Here is a 21285-nt window from a genome sequence, read left to right as displayed (position 1 = left end):
GAGGACCTACTTGGTGAACCCGGCGAAGGCCGCTCGGATCACGCCGTCCGGGAAGACCTGCAGGCCCTGCACCTTCTTGGAGACGGCGGTCAGGTTCCGCTGCCGGTAGAGGTAGATCAGCGCGTCATCCTGCTGAAGGATCGTCACCGCCTGCCCGTACAGCTTCTTGCGCGCCTCGACGTCGTTCGACTGACGAGCCTCGGTCAGCACGGCATCGAGCTGGGCATTGCTGTAGCCCGAGACGTTCTGGCTGCCGCCGGTACCGACGAAGTTCGTGATGTTGGCATCCGGGTCGATCCGCCCGCTCCAGCCCAGCTGCAGCAACTCGAAGTTGCCGCGGTCCTGCTCGTCGAGCAGGGAGGAGTACTCCACCGGATTGATCTTCAGGTCGAATCCGCCCTCCTTGACCATGGCCTGCAGCGCCTGCGCGAGACGCAGCGTGTCGGGCGTGTTCGACGCGAGCATCGTCACCGGGTACGGCGTCTGAACACCCGCTTCGGCGAGCAGCTGCTTGGCCTTGGCGGGATCGTGCGCCGGGCACGTCTGCGCCTCCGGGGACGAGAACGGGCTGGCGGGAGAGATCGGCGAGCAGGCGACACCGAAGAGCCCGTTGAAGACCGCTTGGACCAGGGCCTTCCGATCGATCGCGTACTCGAAGGCCTGTCGGACCTTGGCGTTCTTCGCGATGGGGCGGTCGATGGGCTTGGGCGGTGTCCCGACGCCGTCGACGTTGCCGATGTTGAAGGTGAGGCCCTGGTACCCGAGAGACTGCGACTGCAGGACGGAGACAGCGGCGTCCGCTCGCAACGAGCCGACATCCTGGGTGGAGATGCTATCGGCGACCTGGGCGTCGCCGGAGCGCAGGTTGGCAGCGCGGATGCTCGCGTCGCTGAGAATGTGCCACGAGATGGCGTCGAGGTGGACCTTGGCAGCGTCGTAGAAGTTGGAGTCCTTCACGACGTCGATGGAGTTCTGCGGCACCCGCTTGGCGAACTTGAAGGGTCCGACGCAGACCGGCGCCGAGGCGAAGTTCTCTCCCAGGCTGCCCAGCGCCTTCGGGCTCATGATCATGCCGGCGCGGTCCGCCAACGCTCCGACCAGGGGTGCGAACGGCTGCTTCAGGTGAACGACGACCGTCTGGGGATCAGGCGTGTCGACGCTCTCGATGGGACCGAGTTCGCTCTTGCGCGCGGACCTGGGGAGGGTCAGGTGTCGTTGCAGGGTGGCCTTCACCGCGGCGGAGTCGAACTGGGTTCCGTCCGCGAAGCGTGCGCCCTGACGCAGCGGGATGGTCACCGTCCTACCGTCGCTGCTGATGGCGGGGAGGGCGGTCGCGAGCTGCGGCACGACCTGCGCCTGCTCGTTCACGTCGTAGAGCTTCTGGCACATCGCCTGGAAGACGTAGCGCGAGTAGAGGCTCCGCGACAGGCTCGGGTCCAGGGCGTCGGGCTCCGCGGAGAGGGCGATGACCAGCTTGCCGCCTTGCTTCACCGCAGCGGGGTCGGCCGGCGTGCCGAAGGAATCCTGGCTTGCGGACTGGTTCCCGTCGGACTGGCCGCCGCCCCCGTTGTCCGACACCGGTGAGCAGGCCACGACGGTGCAGGCAACAACGACCGCCGCCACCGCGGCCCGGAGTGGAGCGAGCCTCCCCGGGCTCGTTTCGCTGAAGAAGAGGTTCGTCATTGGGAGCTCCTCAAGTGGGCGATTCGGGGAGCGTATGTTGTATACGATGCATGGCGCAAGGGATCTCCAGGTAGCCGCCGCACGGCCGCACATACGAAGATCATGGATAGACCCGGCCCGTGATCCGGGTCGGCCAGCTGGCAGACATCCAGTCAGCAGTGACCGGCGGGGTCGGGCCGAGGGATGACGGTGACGCCACTGCGCCACCGTCATCCGACCCCGACTAGTGCGAGAAGGTGATGATCTGGGCGGTGCCCGGCGCGACGGTCACCGTCGACGAGGTGTGCTCGACCGGGACGGCGGTGGACTGTGCCGTACCGGCGGCAGTTCCCGCCGGCGTCACGGTGCGGCCGCCGAGGGTGATGCGACCGGCGTCCAGCGAGGCGAATCCCTCCGGCGCCGAACTCCGCAGCGTCACCTGCTGTCCCGTGCGGTACGACGATGGCAGGTGGAGGGTCACCGAGTCGTAGGCGCTCTCCGCCCTGGCCGGGTCCTGGACGTTGATGAGCACCACCGTCAGCGTGCCGTTCAGCCCCATGACGGCGTACGCGCGGAGCTTGTCCAGGTCGGCGTCGGCGAGGTCCAGGTCGACGAACCGCCCCTGCGGCACCTGCCGGAACGCCCAGATGCCGTAGTACAGCGGAGTCGCCGACAGCTCGTTCGCGTCGAGCGCCGACTGGTCCGCCGCGCAGAAGGCGCCGTAGTAGCGGTAGGAGATCGGGTAGTCGGCGGAGTCGCGGGGCTTGAAGTCGCCGCAGATCGCTGCGGTGTTGGTGTGGAACTGCAGCCTGTCGACGCCGCTCTGGGCCGCCTGGAGCAGGTAGTCCAGCGACCACAGGGAGGTGGCGTAGGAGTTGCTCACTTCCGGCATCCCGCTGCACGAGGCGGAGTTCGACTCGTTCAGCGTCATCGGGATCGTGCCGGGCAGGCGGTCGCCGACCGCCATGATGCCCGCGAGCTTGCTCCGGGTGTTCGTGTACGTGAGGGGGGACATCAGCTGATCGATGGTCACCCGGGACGAGCCGCAGTGGCTCCACGGATACCAGTGGGAGGCGAGTTCCGAGAGCACCTGCTGGGGGTTGGTGGCCTCGTCGGCCAGCGCCGCGGTCACGAACCCGTCCAGCCTGGTGTTGGTCTTCGCCGTGTTGGCCGATGGAGCGATCACCTTCAGGCGCGCCTGCGGCAGTGCCCGGTCGATGGCGGCTTGATACTGCTTGGCCGTCTCCCACATCTCGGCATCGGTCAGCGTGGTGACGTTGTCGTACTCGTTGCCCAACTCCACGCCCAGCAGGTCCCCGCCGAGGGTCTCGTAGGCGGCTGCCACCTCAGCGACCACCTGATCGAGACTCACGTCGGGGGACGGGTCCCGCGCCGGGTTCTTGATCTTGGAGGGGTCGATCACCGTCTTCAGCGGCGCGCCGAGGGTCACCCTCCAGCCCGTGTCGTCCAGCAACTGCTTGAGGCCGTTCAGGTCGGACTGGTCGACGGTGCCGCCGATCGCCTGCGGCGGAGCCGGCGCGTCACTCCACGCACCGAAGGCCGGCCACACCAGGTCCATCGAGTAGCCACCGAGTCGGATCACGCCATGGGGCCCGAGGGTCCGCAGCCGCTCGGCCATCCGCTCCCTCGTCAGGAAGCCGTGCGCGAAGTCCGCCGACTCCACCGAGAAGCCCTGGAACTCGTCGCCGAGCCCCGCGTTCTGCCCGTTCACGGTGGCGGTGAGGGTGAGGCTTGCAGTCGGGGGAAGGGCGTCGTCGGCGGCGGCTCGCATGCCGCTCCCGGCCGCCACCAGCCCGGCCGCCAGCACGCCGGCGACCAGCGACCGTCGCAGGAGGCGACGTCGGCGAACGGCGGCAGACGTCGCGGTTCGGGCTCCGCGATCCGGCTCGACAGGTGGGCTTGCGGTTTGAGCACTCATGCGCACTCGTTCTCCCTTGCAGCTGTGACCCCTCGCCGGGCCTCTCACCCCTGAGCGGGCGGGACCGGGCGTACGGCCGCGCAACATCGGCCCGAGATCGTCCGAACTGGTGGCGGTGCAATCGTTTGCTGCGTGATGGCAAGTCCAGCACCAGCGGTACGACTGGGCAAGGATTCACACCGATGAAACAAGTTTCAGCCGGACAGGGGCACCTGTCCACGCTGCGCGGCGTACAGGTCGGCGACGGACGGCGCCGACCCGTGATCGGCGAGCAGCGATTCGAGGTCGCCGGAGAAATCGCGGGACAGCCCACTGCTGGTGTCCTCGACGCCCTGCACGCCGACGGTCACGCTGCGCGGCGCCACATCGGCGATCGTGACCGCGTACGGTCGGCCGTTCGTGATCCTGACGTTCCAATGCGCCATCCGCGCGCCGAAGAGGGGGCCCGACGCGGCGGAACCACCCACCCGCCCGTTGTTCTCGAGCGTGATGTCCGTCCGCGCGTTCTCGAAGGGCAGGGCGCGGTGGGTGTCGAACGTCCCCTCCGCCATGCGCCCCCGGCGGTAGACGTTCCCGGCCGAGAGCCCCTCGAGGTTGAGACCGTGATGGATGGCGCCGGAGGGAACGGGGACGCTGAACCGCTCGATCTCGAAGTCTTCCACGAGGTTGTCGTTGGACTGCATGCGGCAGGCGAAGCTGTGGTGGGCGGCCCGCCCGCCGACGGTCACGTCCGTGATGGTGATCGACTTGGCTGACGTGAGCCCGAACCCGAGGTCGCAGTTTTCGACGCGTACGTCCCGCGCCCAGCAGTCGTGGACCGCTTGGAAGCACACCCCGTTCGAGCCCGGGTGCCGGTTGTGGGCGGTCTGGGGGACGAGCTCGTTCCTGACCGTGAGGTGCTCGACGCCGGCGTCCCGCACGGTGGGGCCGATCGCGCGCAGCCGCGCCGGCCAGCCGGGCCGAAGGTCGTACTTGAGTGGCTGTGCCAGCCGGACGAGGCGCTCGCCGAGCACCGCTTCGACCCGCACGGGCCATTGCAGCGTCGCGTACTGCACGTACTGCCCGCCGGATCCCGTCACCAGTTGGGGCGCCCCGCGTGGCCAGTCGTAGTCCCGGGTCCCGGGAACGTCGCCGGCGAGGTGCTTCAGCAGGCCGGCGTCCGGCGGGTTCTGGCACTCGAGGACGACCATGTCACCGGGAGTCAGCCGGCTCGTGCCGGACACGACAAGGGTCCGCTGTCCGCGGGATGCGGCGCCGACCTCGGCGAGCACGTCACCGAGCAGCCACCCCTCGGTCCCGGCGTAGTCCTCCGCCTCCGACCGGGCGCGGCGCTCGGGCGAGACGAACCAGATCTGCCCGCCGGTCCAGGACCAGCGGCTGTTGCCGTTGGACTGGCGGTTCGGCCGGTAGCCGTCGTCAAGGGTGCGCGCGAAATGCAGCACGGTGGAGTCCCGGCCGACCCCGCGGAGCACCACTCCGGACCAGTGCATCCAGACCGGCCCGGACAGCGTGTAGGTCCCCGGCGGGACCAGCACGACGCCCCCACCGTGCTCGCCCGCCTGTCGTACGGCCGCATTGAACGCCGCCGTGCAGTCTGTCCCGTCGGGACGGGCGCCGAAGTCGGTGACCTTCGTGACCACCGAGGGCGTCGGCGGCCGCTCGCCGAGCCGGTAGCCGGCGGCCGACACGTCCGGCACGAGTGGATGACAGCCGTGGGCCGCCCGCCATTGTTCGAGGAGGTCAGCGGAGGCGTCCCTCGGCTGCGAGACGGCGTCCACCGACGCCGCCCGGGCCGGGCGAGCGGCGCCGGCCAGGGTTGTGGCGACGGTGGTGGCCGCCCCCAAGCCGAAGAGCCCTCGTCGGCTGATGGCGGGATGCGTGATCGGCGGCATGGCGTTTCCTCCGAGCCCTCGTCGCTTACGGAAAGCCTTGAAACCGTTTGCGGTCCGACGTTCACGACACCAAACACCTGGGCCAGCGGTCAATGCGTTCGAAGACTGAAACTTGTTTCATCCCACCGAATGCATTGACTGATGTACCAGCCGTTTGCTGGCATCAGGGGAACCGCAAACGGTTTCAGGAAGCTGCGCTGCTCCGGACGCACGCAGGCGCCTGACGAACCGGAACCCGTCCATCCCGGCACCAACGCGAGGACGTAGTCATGAGGATCCGCCTTCCCGGACCGATCACCGCCTGCCTGTCCGCCCTCGCCGTCGCCCTGGCGATGGTGCTGGTCGCGCCCGCCCACGGCGCCGGCGCGGCCGAAACGGGGATCCGTTTCACGTCGCCGAGCGACAGCCTGCTCGGCGGCACCGTGGATCTCGAGGTCGACGCTCCGCCGGATACCACGGCCGTACGGTTCTACCTGGACGACGTCCAGCTGTCCGAGCTGACCGACGTGTATGCGCGGCAGACCAGGACCACCCCGGTCTGGGCGACCGCCACCGACGCGGCCTGGTTTCCGACCGGCTCACACACGCTGAAGGCCGAAGCGGACACCCCGTCGGGCACGCTCACGGCGACCAAACGGGTCGTGACCGAGGCGCCACCGGCCGGCCCCGGAGTCCAGCACCTCGACGGCGGGTGGCAGTTCGCGACGGCCGCGGAACTGCCCGAGGGCGCCCTGGCGGGGACGGTACCGCCGGCGGTGCGGCCGGAGTACGACACCGGCGCGTGGCCGACCATCGTCGTACCCGACTCGTTCGGGGCCGTGCGGGCGAAGTGGAACGACGACAACGGCGTGGTCGGCGTCTACCGCCGGACCGTCGACCTCGACGCGCCCGATCCGGGTGACCGCACCGCCCTGGCCTTCGAATCGTGCTTCTGGACCTGCAGGTACTTCGTCAACGGCGTGGACGTGGGCAGCAGCACCGGCGGGTACCTGCCCACCCGGCTCGACGTGACCGGGGCGGTACGGCCGGGTACGAACACGATCGCGGTCGTGATCGACAACCGGGTCTCGACCATGGGCGAGTACGCCCGTCCGGTCCAGGGCCTGTACTGGAACTGGGGTGGCCTGCTCCAGCAGGTACGCCTGGAGCGCACGCCCGCTGTGGCGCTGACCGAGACCCGGGCCGAGGGAACGGCGGACGGGCAGCTGACCCTGCGCCCGACCGGCGTCAACGCCACCACGTCCCCCCGGCAGGTGACCGCGCTGCTGACCGTCGAAGGGCCGGACGGCTCACGCGTGCTCGGCCCGCAGCAGGTGCACACCACCGTGCCCGCCGGCGGCGGAGCCGCCACCCCGATCGAGCTCGACGTCCCCCGACCCGCCCTCTGGGACCTCGACCACCCCAACCTCTACACCGTGCGCCTTCGTCCGCTGGGCGACGCCGCCTGGCAGGAACTCGTCGAGCAGACCGGCTTCCGCACCGTCGCCGTCCACGGCCTCGACCTGCTGCTCAACGGCAAGCCGATCCAGGACCTGCCCGGCTTCAACCGGCACGCCGACTACCCCGGACTGGGTCGCACCCAACCGGACGGGCTGGCCGACCGCGAGATCAAGACACTGCACGACAAGGGCTTCCGGATCTTCCGGCCCGCCCACTACCCCACCACCCCGGCCGAGCTGCACGCCGCCGACAAGTACGGCCTGCTGGTCATCGAGGAGATCAACAACATCAGCTCACAGCCGGGCACCTTCCTCGGCAGGTCGGAGGTGCAGGAGTTCGGCAAGCGGACGCTGGCCCGGATGGTCGCCCGGGACCGTAGCCACCCGAGCCTGTTCGCCTGGTCCGTCGGCAACGAGAACGCCACCGAGACCGACGGGGCCGTCGACTACGTCCGCGACGTCATCGGCTACGGGCGCAGCATCGATCCGACCCGGCTCTACACCCAGGTCTCCCACCGGCACACCCGCGACCGGGCCTACCCCTACCAGGACTTCTTCGCGACCAACTACTACGCCGGCTGGTACTCCACGCTGGAGAGCCTGACCTCGCACCTGGACGCGTTGCAGAAGATGACCGGGCAGCCGATCCTGCTGAGCGAGTACGGGGCGGAAGCGGTCCACCAGCGGGACGGGGTGGGTCGCGGGACCGAGTTCTACCAGGCCTCCCTGATCGACGAGCACAACCGGCTGTTGAACAACCGGCCGCACCTCATCGGCAAGATGTACTGGACCTCGACCGAGTTCTGGTGCACTCCGACGTGGGGATCCGGACAGAACCCGGAACCGGTGCCGCCCTTCCACACCAAGGGGCTCGACACCTACCACCGATCCCACAAACTCGGCTGGCGGGTGATGTTCTCGCCGGTGCGGATCGCCCGGGCCAGCGTCCTCGCAGCGCCTCTGGACCAGCCGGGAACGCTGCGCCAGCGGGTGACGATCGTGGACGCGCTCGGCCACGGCGGCCACGGCACGGTCGTGGTCGAACCCCCGCCGGGCTTCGCCGCGCAGCCGGTGCCCTTCACGGTGCCCGCCGGCGGCGAAACCACGGTCGACGTCACGCTGACCGGGACACTCACCGCCGACCACCTCTCCTCGGTCGGGTTCGTGCGGGCCGTCGTCGACGCCGACACCGAAGCCCTGCCGGCGCCGTTCACCGTGCGCAGCAGCGACACCGTCACCAGCCCGGCAGGTGACGACTTCGACTCCGGCGCGCTGGACGCCGGCTGGCAGATCATCCGGCCGGACGGCTCCGGCTGGAGTCTCCAGGACCGGCCCGGCTCGCTCCGGCTGTCGACCCTCGCCGGTGGCGAGACGGGTGCCGGCGGCGACGGCCGGAACCTGTTCGTGCGCACCGACACGCCGCAGGCCGATTTCAGCGCCACCGCCACGCTCGACGCGCCGCAACTGTCCGCGGACTTCCAGCAGGTCGGGCTCTACGCGTACGTCGACGACGACAACTATGTGAAGGCCGACCTCGGCTGGGTCGACGGGCGACGCGCACTGGAGTTCCTGGCCGAGTCGGGCGGAAAGATCGGCAGCCGACTGTCGATCCCGTACGGCGGACAGTCCGCGCACCTACGGCTGGTGCGCCGGGGCGCGGACGTCGCCGCGGAGTATTCGAGCGACGGCCGGGACTGGTACCCGCTGGGCACCGCGAGCCTCGGCGGGTCGCCGAAGGTGGCGGTGCAGGCCGTCGGGGGCGGCGCCGCACCACCGGTTGTCCCGACATACGTCGACGACCTCACCGTCCTGACCTCCGGGCACGTCTCGGTGCAGGGCCTGACGCTCCCCGACCAGCCGTTGTTCACCGGCGAGGCGGGGCAGGTCGGGATCACCGTCGCCAACGGCACCGACCATCCGGTCTCCGTCGACGCCCGCCTGGCCGTCCCTGCGGGCTGGGTGTCGGGGGCGACCTCGCAGGCGGTGCCGGCGTTCGCGAAGGTCACCATCCCGGTCTCCGTGACCCCCGCGCAGGCGCCGCAGGTGGCGACCCTCGCCGCAGCGGTGACGGCGACCGACTCGCCGGTGTACGGCCGGCCGGAGGCACGAGCGGTGACCACGCCGCGGGGTGACCAGGTGCGGCTCGCGCTCGATGCCGGCACCGCGAACAGCCCGCTGTTGCCGACGTACCGCCGGTTGTCGCCCTCCGACGGCTGGGATCCGGCCAGGGGCTACGGCTGGATCGGCACCCCGCCGCAGTCCCGCGACCGCGGCGGACCGGACAGCCTGCGCCGGGACATCGTGACCGACCGCGCGGCCGCCACCCTGCGACTCGACGTACCGGCCGGCAGCCACGAGGTCCACCTCCTCGTCGGCGACGCCGGCTTCGCCGCCGACCCGATGACGGTGTCCAGCGAGGGCCGTACGGTCGCCCACCTGGAAAGCCCGTCGCCGACCGGCGAGTTCCGCTGGCTCACGTTCCCGATCGACGGGGGGCCGAACGGCCGCACGGTCGACCTGACCCTCGCCGCGGACAACGCCGGCCAGTACTGGCGGTTCGCCGCACTCGCCATGTCCTGATCCCGACCACGGAACATGTGCTGATCCGACCACGAAAGGCGTACGCGCATGAGAAATCGTCCCGCCCGCGGCGTCGCCGCCGCTGTGGCGCTGGTGGTGCTCGCCTGTCCCGGCGTGAGCTTCGCCGAGTCCCCCGGTACGGCGACGGGCCCGGTCCACGCGTCGGTACGGCTCGACCCACGGCCCATGGTCGGCGGCGGGTCCGTCCCCGCACACTTCGTCGGCTTCAGTGTCGAGTGGTCCCTGATCGAGCGGTACATGGGCCCGACCGCCCGGCCGGCCTTCGCCAACCTGCTGGGCAACCTGGGGACCGGCGTGCTGCGGATCGGTGGGTCGTCGCAGGACGTCATGCCCTTCGACGCGACCGCGGTCAACACCGATGAGGTGATAACCCCGGAGGACCTCGCCGACATCCGCGCGACCCTCGACGCCGCGAACGCCGACCACATCGCGGGCGACGGCACGCCGAACTGGGGTGTCATCCTCGGCACCGCCATGTCGCCGCCCACCGCTCAGCGGCCGTGGCGGGTCCCGGAGCACGCCCGGGCCTTCGTCACACAGGGGGTCGGACCGGCGTTCGCGGGGGCTGACGAGGACGTGGCCGCCGTCTCGCTCGGCAACGAGCCGGACCTCTCCTACCGCTATGACCTGCAGCAGTACCTGGGCGACTTCGCCGCCTTCTCCGGCGCGAACGCCACCCGGCCGTACCCGATCGTCACCCCGAACACGAGCGAACCCATCGCGCCCTGGACCAGCATCGCCGACCGCAGCGTGGAAACGCGCTTCTTCTGGGACTGGCCGGCCATCCTGGACGCCACCGCCCCGGCGACGAAGGCGAACGCCGGCGCGTTCGGGGCCTGGGCCGCTGATCACTTCTACCCACTGGCCCGCACGTGCGCCACGGACCCGTACCGCTGCCCGACGATCCCGGCGCTGCTCTCCGACGAGCGGTCGGCCAACTTCAACTACCAGGTGTACACGCACGCCAACGAGGCGGCCCGCCGCGGCCTGGGCTACCGGGTCGAGGAACTGAACACCGCCGCGGGGCGGGGCGCGCACGGTGTCAGTGACGTCGCCGCCAGCGCCGTCTGGGCGCTCGACACGATGTTCAACGCGGCGTGCCCGCAGCCGCCGCACGCCCCGTCGGTCAACGCGGAGTGCGGCACCGGCGCCATCGGGGTGAACTTCCACAACGCCGAGGTGCGGGCCTTCTTCCACCCGGAGGAGGGCAACGGCTACTACAACGCGATCAACTTCGACCCGTCGGCGGCAATGGGCGCGCCGACCCCGGCGCCCGAGTACTACGCACTGCTGCTGTTCGCTCGGTTCGCGCAGGGCACGACCGGGCTCCGGCCGATGCCCGTGGCGGTCAACGCACCGCAGGGCGGGCAGGTGAAGGCCTGGCGCGTCGACGGCGGCGCGTCGGAGCGACGGGCGTTCCTCATCAACAAGGGTGACCAGCCGGTGTCACTCGACGTGGCGGCGCCCGGCGCCACGTACGAGATCGACCGGATGACGCCGGACGACCCGAGCGGCGCCGGCCGCACCCTCGACGCACCCGGCGTACGCATCGACGGGCGCGTGGTGTCCGCGGACGGCAGCTGGCCCGGATTCCAGCCGACCGTGGGCACCGCCGAGGCGGGGCACTTCCAGGTCACGCTCGGCGCCGGCGAGGCGGTTGTCGTCACGCTGCACGGCCACGACGGCTGACCGGCCGCCACCACGCCCGTCGACCGCCCGGCTCATCCGCCACCGATGAGCCGGGCGGTCGACGGGCTGCCGGGGTGGACGTGTCCGGCTCATCCGTTGGCGGTGAGCCGGGCCACGTGGTCCGTCAGGGCCGCCCGGAATCCGTCGTGCTCGGGAAGGTCCACGCCGAAGATCTCCTCGACGCGCAGCAGCGAGTCGACCAGCCGTGGCGGATCGCCCGCGTCGGCGGCCGCGGCGGCGCGCAGCCGGTCTGCCAGCGGGTCGTCCAGCGGGAGGTCGCGGCCGTGGACGTCCCGGCCCCGGGCCACGTACGTCATCCACGCCGCGACGGCGAGCGCGGCGTGCTGCGGAACGGCGCCGGCGGCCAGCCGGTCCCGGACGGTGCCGAGCAGCCGGACCGGCAGCTTCTGGGATCCGTCCATCGCGACCTGAACGGTGCGGTGCCGCAACGCGGGGTTGGCGAAGCGCCGCAGCACCCCCCGCCGGTAGTCGGTCAGGTCCAGGCCGTCGGGCACCCGCAGCGTCGGTGCCACGTCCTCGACCATGAGTGCCTCGGCGGCCGCCGCCAGCTGGTCGTCGGAGAGCGCCGCCGCGATCGTGTCGTACCCGCCCAGGGCGCCCAGGTAGGCCAGCAGCGAGTGGGTGGCGTTGAGCATCCGCAGCTTCACCGCCTCCCAGGCGGCGACGTCCTTGGTCGTCACCGCGCCGGCGAGCTCCCAGGCGGGCCGGCCGGCGGCGAAGTCGTCCTCGATGACCCACTGGCTGAACGGCTCGGCCACGACGACGCCATGGTCCGCCAGCCCCAGCACCCTTCGGGCGTCGGCGCGGTCCGCAGCCGTCGTGGCCGGCACGATGCGGTCGACCATGCAGCACGGAAAGCGCACCGACGTCCCGATCCAGTCGGCGAGACCGCCGAGCCCGGACGACGGCAGCGCGTCCAGGAAGTCGTGCACCAGTCCCCGCAGGACGTGACCGTTGCCGACCAGGTTGTCGCAGGAGAGCACCGTGACCGGTCCGGCGCCCCGCTCCCACCGGCGCTGCAGGCCCCGCACGAGCTGGCCGACCACGGTCCGGGGCGGCTGGCCGGCGACGTCGGCCAGGACCTGCGGGTCGGACAGATCCAACCGGCCGGCCCCGTCACGGCGGTAGCCCTTCTCCGTCACGGTCAGGGTGACCACCCGTACCGCCGGGTCGGCGATCCGATCCACGACGGCGGCCGGCTCGGCCGCGCCGAAGAGCACCTCCCGGACGCTGCCGAGCACCCGCAGCGGCGCCGCGCCGGGCCCGCGTTCCAGCACGGAGTACAGACCGTCCTGCGGAATCAGTTGGTCACGCACCGACGCCGACCGCTGGGTCACGCCGGCGACGCCCCAGTCGTCGTGGCCGGCCGCCGCCGCGGCCAACTCGGTGAAGACCACCTGGTGGGCCCGGTGGAAGGCGCCGATCCCGAGGTGCACGATCCCCACCCGCAGCGACCGCGGGTCGACCGGCGGCGGCGTCCACCGCCCGCCCGACCCGGTCCGGCGCAGTTGCTGTTCCAGCGTCCGCAGGTCGAGCCGCTGGCCCACGGCCCCGTCACTCACAGCACTGCCCCGAGCTGCCACGGCACGATCTCCTCGCCACCGAGGCCCATCTCCTCGCTGGCGGTGCGCCGGCCGGACGCGACGTCGAGCAGCAGGTCGTAGACCCGCCTTCCCATCTCCTCGACGGGGAGATTCCGCTCGACGACGGGTGAACAGTCCAAGTCGATGTCGCCGGCCATTCGCCGGGCCAGCTCGCCGTTGCTGGCGAGCTTGACCGTCGGGACCGGGCGGCTGCCGAAGACCGAGCCGCGGCCGGTGGTGAAGCAGATCAGGTTCGCGCCGCCCGCGACCATTCCGGTCACCGACACGGGGTCGTACCCGGGGGTGTCCATGAAGACCAGTCCCGGACGGGGGATCTGCTCGGCGTAGTGCCGCACCGCCGCCAGCGGGCTGTGGCCCGCCTTGGCGACCGCGCCCAGCGACTTCTCGAGGATGGTGGTGATGCCGCCCTCCTTGTTGCCCGGCGAGGGGTTCGCGTCGAGCGTCGTGCCCTGCCGCCGCGTGTACTCCTCCCACCAGCGGATCCGCTCCATCAGCGCCCCGGCGACGTCGGCGCTGGTCGCCCGGTCGGCGAGCAGGTGCTCGGCGCCGTACACCTCGGGGGTCTCGCCGAGCACCGAGGTCGCTCCGGCGGCGACGAGCAGGTCGGAGGCGACGCCCAGGGCGGGGTTGGCGGTCAGACCCGACCACCCGTCGGAGCCGCCACACTGCAGCCCGAGGACGAGCTCCTCCACGCCGACCTCGCGGCGTTCCGTCCCGGCGAGCTCGCGCACCATGGCGCGGACCAGCTCGACGCCGTGACCCACGGCGGCCGCCGTGCCGCCCATGTCCTGGATCGTGTACGCGGAGACCGGTAGGTGCTCGGCGACGCCGAGCTCCGCCATGAATCCGGCCACGGCGTTGACCTCGCAGCCGAGCCCGATCACCACCAGCCCGCCGATGTTCGGGTGGCCGGCGTAGCCGGCGAGGGTGCGGCGCAGCAACTCCCACCCCTCGCCCCGGTCGGCCATGCCACAGCCGGTGCCGTGGGTCAGGGCGACCACCCCGTCGACGCCGTCGACGCCCTCCGCGTCGTCCTCGGTTACCCGGGCGACCTTGCGGGCGACCGTCGCCGAGCAGTTGACCGTGGTGAGGACGCCGACGTAGTTGCGCGTGGCGACCCGGCCGTCCGGACGGCGGTAGCCGTGGAAGGTACGCCGGAGGCCGGCGGGCACCTGCGGCGGCGGCTTCGCCGAGCCACCCCCGTCCCGTACGGCGGCGTCCTGCGGCATTCCCAGGTTGTGTACGTGCACGTGCTCGCCGGCGCGTACGGGGGCGAGGGTCCGCCCGATCACCTGGCCGTACTTGCGTACCACCGCGTCGGCCGGCAGGTCGCGCAGGGCGACCTTGTGTCCCGGGGGTATGTCGTCGCGCAGGACGACGGGTCCCGCGCCGCCCGCCGGCACGGAGGCGCCGGCGGGCATCGCCGACGTCGCCACGGCCACGTCGTCGTCGTGGTTCAGCACCACCAGGCTCACGTCGACACCTCCAGACCGGATGTACGGGCGACCAGCCGGCGCGACTCGTCCAGGCCGGCCAGGTAGCCGGTGCCACCGTGCCCCCGCAGGGACAGCGCCGCCGCGGCCGCGCCGAGCCGCACCGCGGCGCACAGGTCGTCGCCGAGGGCCAACCGGGCCGCCACCGTGCCGGTCAGCACGTCGCCCGCGCCCGTCTGGTCGGCGACGTGATCGACCGGGTAGGCGGGAACCGCAGTCAGGTCGCCGCCGTCGTCGAGCAGCACTCCCCTGCTGCCCTGGGTGAGGGCGACCGCCCCGGCCCCGAGAGCACGCAGCGCGGCGCAGGCCTCGGCTGGTCCCGCGGGGGTGGCGCCGAGCAGCGCGCCCGCCTCGCGGGGCCATGCCGGGGTGACCAACCGCGCGTACGGTGCGAGCGTCCGTAGGTGGCTGCCGGCGGTGGCCGCGTCGACGAGCCGGGGACGCCAGTTCGGGTCGTAGATGAAGCAGCGGGCATCGCGCGCGGCGGCGTGCACGGCCGACCGGGCCGACGCCGAGATGGCGCAGGCCACGCCGCTGGCGAGGACCACCCCGGCCCGAGCCGCCGCCTCGGGCACGTCGCTGTCGGTCAGGCTGGACCCCGCGCTGCCGCGCCGGACGTAGACGAACTCGCGCTGCCCCTCCGGGTCGGCGTGCTGGAGGTAGAGACCGTGCTGGCCCGCGGTCCGCACCAGCAGCGACGTGTCCACCCCGAGTGCCGCCACCCGGGCCACCAGTTGGTCGCCCAACTCGTCGTCGGGAACCCGCGCCAGCAGGCAGGCGTGGGCACCCGCGGCGGCCGCCGCGGCGGCGGCGTTGAGGGCGTCGCCGGAGAAACCCAGCCGCAGTTGCGTCCCGTCGCGCAGTGGCTCGAGCGCGGTCAGCTCGACGAGGACCTCGCCGATGACCAGTACGTCCGGGGCCTGGCCGGGCAAGCCCGTCACCATGGATGCACCGTGCCGTCCTCGAGCCGGTTCACCGGCAGGTACGCGGGCGAGTAGGGGTACCGGGCGGCGGCCTCCTCGTCGATGTCCACGCCGAGGCCGGGCGCCTCCGACGGGTGCAGGTAGCCGCCCTCGAAGTGGTAGTCGTGCGGGAAGACCTGGTCGGTCTGGTCGGTGTGCCGCATGTACTCCTGCAGTCCGAAGTTCGGGATCGCGATGTCGAGCTGCAGGGCGGCGGCCATGCAGACCGGGGACAGGTCGGTGGCCCCGTGCGAGCCGCTGCGAACGTGGTGCAGGGCGGCGAAGTCGAAGATGCGACGCAGGTGGGTGATGCCACCGGCGTGCACGACGGTGGTACGGATGTAGTCGATGAGCTGCTCCCGGATGAGCTGGCTCGCGTCCCAGACGGTGTTGAACACCTCTCCCACCGCCACCGGTGTGGTGGTGTGCTGTCGGATGAGCCGGAAGCCCTCCTGCAGGTCGGCCGGGACGGGATCCTCCATCCAGGTCAGCGCGTACGGTTCCAGGCTGCGCCCGAGCCGGGCGGCCTCGATGGGCGTCAACCGGTGGTGCACGTCGTGCAGGAGCCGCAGGTGGGGGCCGAACTCGTCGCGGACCCGGGCGAACACGGCGGGCACGTGCGCCAGGTATCGCTCGGTCGACCAGGTGGCCTCGCTGGGCAGTGCGGCGTCGGCCGGCTCGTAGAACATCTTGTCGCCGCTGACGCCGTAGGTCTTGGCCAGGCCCGGCACACCGCATTGCACGCGCACCGCGCGGTAGCCGAGGTCGACGAAGCGCGCCACCTCGGTCAGCACCTGGTCGACCGTCTCACCGTTGGCGTGGCCGTACACCGTCACGCCCTCGCGGGACCGGCCGCCGAGCATCTGGTAGACCGGCAGGCCCGCCACCTTGCCCTTGATGTCCCACAGCGCGGTGTCGACCGCGGCGATCGCGCTCATCGTGACCGGCCCGCGGCGCCAGTACGCCCCCTGGTACAGGTACTGCCAGGTGTCCTCGATGCGGGCCGGGTCGCGGCCGATCAGCAGCGGTACGACGTGGTCGCGCAGATACGACGCCACGGCCAGCTCGCGGCCGTTGAGGGTGGCGTCGCCGACTCCGGTGACCCCCTCGTCGGTGACGATCTTCAAGGTGACGAAGTTGCGTCCGGGACAGGTGACGATGACCCGGGCATCAGCGATCTTCACGCTTCCTCCTTCCGGTCGTCGGCCGCGGCGAGCAGCTCGGCCAGCCGGTCCGCGGCGCCCGGCCGCAGCAGGTCGCTGCCCACGCCCACGGCGCAGGCACCGGCGCGCAGCCAGTCCGGCACCGCGTCCAGGGCGATTCCGCCGGTGGGCACGAGATCGGCGCCGGGCATCAGCTGCAGCAGGCTCGTCAGATAGGCGGGGCCACCCACGTGGGCCGGGAACACCTTCACCGCCCCGCGACCCGCTGCGGCCGCCACCTCGCCCGGGGTGAACGCACCTTCCAGGAAGGGCAGACCGCTGCTCTGCGCGACCTGCCGCACGTCGGGTGCCGGCCACGGGCTGACCAGGAACTGCGCGCCCGCCTGGACCGCCTGCCGCGCGATCGTGTCGTTCGTGACGGTGCCCAGTCCGAGCAACGCGCCCTCGGGCGCCTCGCGGCGGGCGTCCCGCAACGCCAGTGCCCAGTCCGGGGTCGTGGCGGTCAGCTCGACCACTCGTAGCCCCTGCGCGAACATCGCCGCCGCGGCTGCCGTGGCCTCCTTCGCCGACGGCAGCCGCAGCACCGGTAGCACGCGCTGCCCGTGCAGGGTGGCACGCGCCCAGGTCACGGCTCCGGCTCCTCTTTCACCCGGGCGACGAGCTGGGTCGGGTTGACATAGCGCAGGGCGATGACGAGCAGCACGAGCATCATCGACGTGTAGATCACGGCCATGGCGTCCACCGACTGCTGCGCCCGGATGCCCGCGGCCGACATCGAGTAGTAGAGGGCGACGACCAGGGTCTGCGAATCGGGACCGGCGGTCAGGAAGGTCAGCTCGAACATGCCGACGGTCCGGACGAGGACGAGGATGGCGGAGGCCAGCATCCCGGGCAGCAGCAGCGGCGCCAGCACCCGCAGGAACATCGACCGCAACCCCGCTCCGCACATCCGGGCCGCGCTCTCGATGCGTGGGTCGATCTGCTCGATGAACGGCGTCATCGTGAGGATGACGAAGGGGACCGACGGCACCAGGTTCGCCAGGACGACGCCGGACAGGTGGCCGGCGAGTCCGAACTTGTAGAGCACCGTCGCCAGGGGAATACCGTAGGTGATGGGCGGCATCAGGATCGGCAGCAGGAAGACCAGATAGGCGGCGCGCTTGCCCGGGAAGCTGCGGCGGGCGAGCACGTATGCCGCGGGCACGCCGATCAGCAGCGAGAGCCCGACGACGAGCAGCGACACCTCCAGGGTCACCAGGATGACCTGGCCCAGGGTGAACTGGTGCCACGCGTCGCTGTACCACTTCGCGGTGAAGCCCTCGGGGAGCCAGGTGTCGAACCACTGCCGGCCGAACGAGCTGACCAGCACGGATCCGACGACCCCGAGGAGGTTGAGGAAGAAGAAGATGACCGCGCCCCAGACCAGCCAGGCGGCCGGACGGGCGACCAGTCGCCGGCGTGGCCGGGCCGGGCCGACGCCCGGTACGCCGGTGCCGGGGATACCGGTGACGTTCACCATCAGCCCTTACCTCCAGAGGATCCGGTGTAGAGGCGGGTCCGCGCGAGCAGCACCACCGAGATGATGACCAGCTCGATGGCGCCCATCACCATGGCGATCGCCGAGGCGTACGGGTAGTCGTACTGCTCGTACGCCGCCTGGTACGCGGCGATGGAGATGACCCTGGTCTCGCCGGCCGGGTTGCCGACCAGGACCGCCGAGGGGAAGACGCTGAAGGCGAGAACGAAGGTCAGGCAGAACGTCGTGGCCAGTCCTGGCATCAGCAGGGGCAGGGTGACCGTCCGGAACCGCTGCCACCAGCCGGCGCCGAGCGTCGCCGCGGCCCGCTCCAGGGTCGGGTCGATGCCCGACAGGTACGACAGCACGAGCAGGAAGGCGAACGGGAAACCCGTGATGATCAGGGAGAAGAAGACGCCCCAGTAGTTGTGGACGAGGCGTACCGGCTCGTCGGTGAGGTGCAGCGCCATCAGGACCCGGTTGAACCAGCCCGTCGGGCCGAGGAAGTTGAGCAGGCCCTGGGCGGTCAGCACGGTGCCCAGGGTGATGGGTACGACGAGCAGGATGGTGACCAGCCGCTTGCCGCGGAACCGCCCCCGCATCCGGTACGCGATGGGCACCGACGCCAGCACGTTGAGCAGGGCCGCCGGCAGTGCCAGCCCGAGGGTCGTCCAGATGGTCCCCCGCTGGTAGGCGTCCCCGAAGAAGCGCGCGTAGTCGCTGAACGGGCCACCCTTGGTGGGCTGGAACGACAGGCCCAGCCCGTAGAAGAACGGATACAGGAACAACAGCACCACGAAGAGCACGGCCGGCGCGAGCAGCCACAGCTGACCGTCCACGCCGCGTTCGGCGAGGCGGTGCCGCCAGTGGGCGCGAGGCGTACGCGGCGGGCCGGTGGCAACGGTGGCGTGCGGGGAGGTCGTGACGCTCATCCGACCAGCCCCGGTTCCGCCAACCTGGCGCCCGCCGGATCGGCCGGCAGGGCGCTCGGGGCCTCGTCGGAGTCGCTCGGGAAGACGAGCAGCCGCTCGGGGTCGATGCTCAGCGCGACCGCGTCGCCCGGTGCGACCCGCCGGTCGGTGCGCAGGTGGACCCGGATGCCGGTAGTGGTACGCGCCTCTGCCGCCAGTTCCCGGCCCTGGTACTCGACCACCTCGATCTCCGCCGGCATCGTGTTCGTCGCCGCCTCACCCGGTTCGCCGACCCGCACGTCTTCCGGCCGCACTCCGGCCATCACGGCGTCGCCCGGTGCGACGTCGCCCATCGGGTCGCCCACGAGGCGGAACCCGTCGGCCTCCACCGCCACGAGCGCGCCCTGGGGGGACACCGCCCGCATCGGCCACAGGTTGCGGTAGCCCATGAAGTCAGCGACGTGCCAGTTGGCCGGCCGGGTGTGCAACGTCTGCGGCGAGCCGATCTGCTGGACGCGGCCGGCGCGCAGCACGACGAGGCGGTCGGCCAGCGACAGCGCTTCCTCCTGGTCGTGGGTGACGTAGACGGTCGTGAGGCCCAGCGACTGGTGCAGCCGCCGGATCTCCGTACGCATCTCGAGCCGCAGTTTGGCGTCGAGGTTGCTCAGCGGCTCGTCCATCAGCACCAGCGACGGCTCGAGGACCACGGCCCGGGCGATGGCCACCCGTTGCTGCTGTCCGCCGGAGAGTTGCCCCGGCAGCTTGCCGGCGTGCTCCTCCAGACGGACGAGACGGATGGCCTCCGCGGTGCGCCGGCGGATCTCGTCCCTGGGCAGCCGCCGCATCCGCAGTCCGAACGCGACGTTCGCGCGTACGGACATGTGCGGAAACAGCGCGTAGTTCTGGAAGACCATGCCGAAGCCGCGGCGTTCCGGCGGCAGGGTGTCGACCCGCCGCTCGTCCTGCCAGATGCTGCCGGCGGTCAGCGGCAGCAGCCCGGCCAGGCAGTTCAGCGCGGTCGACTTGCCGCAGCCCGAGGGACCGAGCAGCGCGATGAATTCGCCCGTCCGAATCGTCAGATCCAGGCCGGCCAGTGCGTCCTGGCTGCCGAAGCGGCGGGACACACCATCGAGCCGCAGCTGCGAGAAGCCGGGCGTGGTCCCGGTCATCCCTGCTTGACCTTTCCGCTGCCGATCTCGCGGTCCCACCGGTCGAACGCCGCCACCAGCGCCTTCGCGTCCAGCGGAACCTCCGTCGGGTTGCTCGCGATCAGCGCGTCGTACTCCGGACGGCCGAAGTTCCTGATGGCGTCCTGGCTCTTCTGCGGCGCCATCGAAAGCTCGACTCCCTTGACGGCGGGCCCCGGGTAGAAGTAGCCGTCGTCGAAGGCCTTCGCCTGCTGCTGCGGGGTCAGCATGAAAGCCAGGAGGGCAAGGACGGCCGCCTGCGTGTCCGTCGAGGCGCCCTTCGGGATGACGGCGTAGTGCGCGTCGGTCACCCAGTGGAACCCCTGCATCGAGCTGACCTTGGCCTCCTTGGGCACCGTCCCGAGCACCCGGGGGTTGATGTCCCAGCCGGTCGTCGAGGCGATCACCTCCACGGACCCGTTGGCCAGGTTCTTCATCGTCTCCGTCGTACCGCTCGGGTAGTAGGAGACGTACTGGTTGAGCTCCTTGAGGTAGGCCCAGGTCTTGTCCCACCCGTTCACCGGGTCCTTCGGATCCTTGTCCCCGAGGATGTAGGGCAGCCCCATCAGGAAGGTCCGCCCCGGGCCCGAGTTCGACGGACGGGCGTACTGGACCTTGCCCGGGTGCGCCTTGGCGTAGGCCAGGAGCTGGTCCGCGGTGGTCGGCGGGTTCTGGACCTTCGCCGGCAGGTACTCCAGCAGCGGCCCGGACGGGTAGTAGGTGACGGTCACGCCCGCGTTGCCGGCGAGCTTCTGCATCGCGGCGGCCGGTTCGAGGTAGTCCTTCATGCCGGTCAGGCGGTCCTCGAACTTGGGCAGCACGTCCATCCACAGGCCCTGGTCGATGCCGGCGGCCAGCCCGTCCACGCCGGTGAGCACCAGGCCGATGTCCACGCGCCCCGCGTTCTGCTGCGCCTTGATCTTGCCGGCGAGTTCCGGCGCCGGGGACTTGGAGTAGGTCACCCGGGAGATGATGTCGGGATTGTTCTTGACGAACTCGTCGATCATCCCCTGCGTCAGCTGAAGGTTGCCCGCCACGTCGAGGACGTTGAGCGTCACCGCCTTCTTCGGCTTCTGCGGCACCTCGCCGTTGCTGTCGCCGCCGGCACCGGAGTTGTCCGGCGCTCCGCAGGCAGCGGTGACGGTGAGGATGGACGATGCTGCGGCTATCAGGGCGCTCCGCCGGGTAATGCCCATGAACGTTCCC

At 71.2% G+C, this 21285-nt stretch carries 14 protein-coding genes; 2 read left to right on the top strand and 12 right to left on the bottom strand.

The window, feature by feature from the left end:
• Positions 1-6: 6 nt before the first annotated feature.
• From ACFOYX_RS07520 to ACFOYX_RS07510, 3 genes are all read right to left on the bottom strand, one after another.
• On the bottom strand, positions 7-1683 hold the full coding sequence (locus ACFOYX_RS07520) for an ABC transporter substrate-binding protein (protein ID WP_322440425.1): 1677 nt from the start codon (positions 1681-1683) through the stop codon (positions 7-9).
• A 223-nt stretch (positions 1684-1906) separates the two neighbouring features.
• The gene (locus ACFOYX_RS07515) at positions 1907-3454 is read right to left on the bottom strand and encodes a glycosyl hydrolase family 79 C-terminal domain-containing protein (protein ID WP_322440426.1); all 1548 of its coding nucleotides are present in this window, start codon (positions 3452-3454) and stop codon (positions 1907-1909) included.
• 341 nt (positions 3455-3795) lie between these two features.
• Positions 3796-5493 carry a glycosyl hydrolase family 28-related protein gene (locus ACFOYX_RS07510; protein ID WP_322440427.1) on the bottom strand — a complete coding sequence of 566 codons (1698 nt, stop codon included), beginning with the start codon at positions 5491-5493 and terminating at the stop codon, positions 3796-3798.
• Positions 5494-5762: 269 nt separating this feature from the next.
• Here ACFOYX_RS07510 and ACFOYX_RS07505 point away from each other — a divergent pair, with 269 nt between their 5' ends.
• Positions 5763-9512, top strand: coding sequence for a glycoside hydrolase family 2 TIM barrel-domain containing protein (locus tag ACFOYX_RS07505; protein ID WP_322440428.1), 3750 nt, complete (start codon positions 5763-5765; stop codon positions 9510-9512).
• Positions 9513-9560: 48 nt separating this feature from the next.
• Positions 9561-11222, top strand: coding sequence for a hypothetical protein (locus ACFOYX_RS07500; protein WP_377533853.1), 1662 nt, complete (start codon positions 9561-9563; stop codon positions 11220-11222).
• An 89-nt stretch (positions 11223-11311) separates the two neighbouring features.
• On the opposite strand, the gene ACFOYX_RS07495 is transcribed toward ACFOYX_RS07500, so the two are convergent.
• The 9 genes from ACFOYX_RS07495 to ACFOYX_RS07455 are packed head-to-tail and all read right to left on the bottom strand — an operon-like array spanning position 11312 to position 21275.
• A complete protein-coding gene (locus ACFOYX_RS07495) occupies positions 11312-12805 on the bottom strand; it encodes a mannitol dehydrogenase family protein (RefSeq protein WP_322440429.1) in 1494 nt (497 codons plus the stop codon).
• Positions 12802-14322, bottom strand: a complete 1521-nt coding sequence (locus ACFOYX_RS07490) for an altronate dehydratase family protein (RefSeq protein ID WP_322440430.1) — start codon at positions 14320-14322, stop codon at positions 12802-12804. The genes ACFOYX_RS07495 and ACFOYX_RS07490 overlap by 4 nt, the downstream gene beginning before the upstream one ends.
• A complete protein-coding gene (locus ACFOYX_RS07485) occupies positions 14319-15284 on the bottom strand; it encodes a PfkB family carbohydrate kinase (RefSeq protein ID WP_322440431.1) in 966 nt (321 codons plus the stop codon). The genes ACFOYX_RS07490 and ACFOYX_RS07485 overlap by 4 nt, the downstream gene beginning before the upstream one ends.
• Positions 15278-16486 carry a D-mannonate dehydratase ManD gene (gene manD, locus ACFOYX_RS07480; RefSeq protein ID WP_109803835.1) on the bottom strand — a complete coding sequence of 403 codons (1209 nt, stop codon included), beginning with the start codon at positions 16484-16486 and terminating at the stop codon, positions 15278-15280. Before manD ends, ACFOYX_RS07485 begins: the two co-directional genes overlap by 7 nt.
• Positions 16483-17094, bottom strand: a complete 612-nt coding sequence (locus tag ACFOYX_RS07475) for an aldolase (RefSeq protein ID WP_322440432.1) — start codon at positions 17092-17094, stop codon at positions 16483-16485. Before ACFOYX_RS07475 ends, manD begins: the two co-directional genes overlap by 4 nt.
• Complete coding sequence (locus ACFOYX_RS07470) at positions 17091-17984, bottom strand: ABC transporter permease subunit (protein WP_322440433.1); 894 nt, start codon at positions 17982-17984, stop codon at positions 17091-17093. Before ACFOYX_RS07470 ends, ACFOYX_RS07475 begins: the two co-directional genes overlap by 4 nt.
• A complete protein-coding gene (locus ACFOYX_RS07465) occupies positions 17984-18913 on the bottom strand; it encodes an ABC transporter permease (protein WP_109803837.1) in 930 nt (309 codons plus the stop codon). Before ACFOYX_RS07465 ends, ACFOYX_RS07470 begins: the two co-directional genes overlap by 1 nt.
• Positions 18910-20061 (bottom strand): ABC transporter ATP-binding protein, encoded by a 1152-nt coding sequence (locus tag ACFOYX_RS07460; protein WP_322440434.1) that lies wholly within the window; start codon positions 20059-20061, stop codon positions 18910-18912. The genes ACFOYX_RS07465 and ACFOYX_RS07460 overlap by 4 nt, the downstream gene beginning before the upstream one ends.
• On the bottom strand, positions 20058-21275 hold the full coding sequence (locus ACFOYX_RS07455; protein WP_109803839.1) for an ABC transporter substrate-binding protein: 1218 nt from the start codon (positions 21273-21275) through the stop codon (positions 20058-20060). Before ACFOYX_RS07455 ends, ACFOYX_RS07460 begins: the two co-directional genes overlap by 4 nt.
• Positions 21276-21285: the final 10 nt, after the last annotated feature.

The organism is Micromonospora sp. GCM10011541 (assembly GCF_042650725.1).
GTDB classification, from domain to species: Bacteria; Actinomycetota; Actinomycetes; order Mycobacteriales; family Micromonosporaceae; genus Micromonospora; species Micromonospora sicca.
This window is presented reverse-complemented; position numbering and strand designations above follow the sequence as displayed.

Coding starts and splice junctions, on each gene's coding strand:
- ACFOYX_RS07520 (WP_322440425.1), bottom strand. CDS start 1,683: ATGACGAACCTCTTCTTCAGCGAAACGAGCCCGGGGAGGCTCGCTCCA.
- ACFOYX_RS07515 (WP_322440426.1), bottom strand. CDS start 3,454: ATGCGAGCCGCCGCCGACGACGCCCTTCCCCCGACTGCAAGCCTCACC.
- ACFOYX_RS07510 (WP_322440427.1), bottom strand. CDS start 5,493: ATGCCGCCGATCACGCATCCCGCCATCAGCCGACGAGGGCTCTTCGGC.
- ACFOYX_RS07505 (WP_322440428.1), top strand. CDS start 5,763: ATGAGGATCCGCCTTCCCGGACCGATCACCGCCTGCCTGTCCGCCCTC.
- ACFOYX_RS07500 (WP_377533853.1), top strand. CDS start 9,561: ATGAGAAATCGTCCCGCCCGCGGCGTCGCCGCCGCTGTGGCGCTGGTG.
- ACFOYX_RS07485 (WP_322440431.1), bottom strand. CDS start 15,284: ATGGTGACGGGCTTGCCCGGCCAGGCCCCGGACGTACTGGTCATCGGC.
- ACFOYX_RS07470 (WP_322440433.1), bottom strand. CDS start 17,984: ATGGTGAACGTCACCGGTATCCCCGGCACCGGCGTACCGGGCGTCGGC.
- ACFOYX_RS07465 (WP_109803837.1), bottom strand. CDS start 18,913: ATGAGCGTCACGACCTCCCCGCACGCCACCGTTGCCACCGGCCCGCCG.
- ACFOYX_RS07460 (WP_322440434.1), bottom strand. CDS start 20,061: ATGACCGGGACCACGCCCGGCTTCTCGCAGCTGCGGCTCGATGGTGTG.
- ACFOYX_RS07455 (WP_109803839.1), bottom strand. CDS start 21,275: ATGGGCATTACCCGGCGGAGCGCCCTGATAGCCGCAGCATCGTCCATC.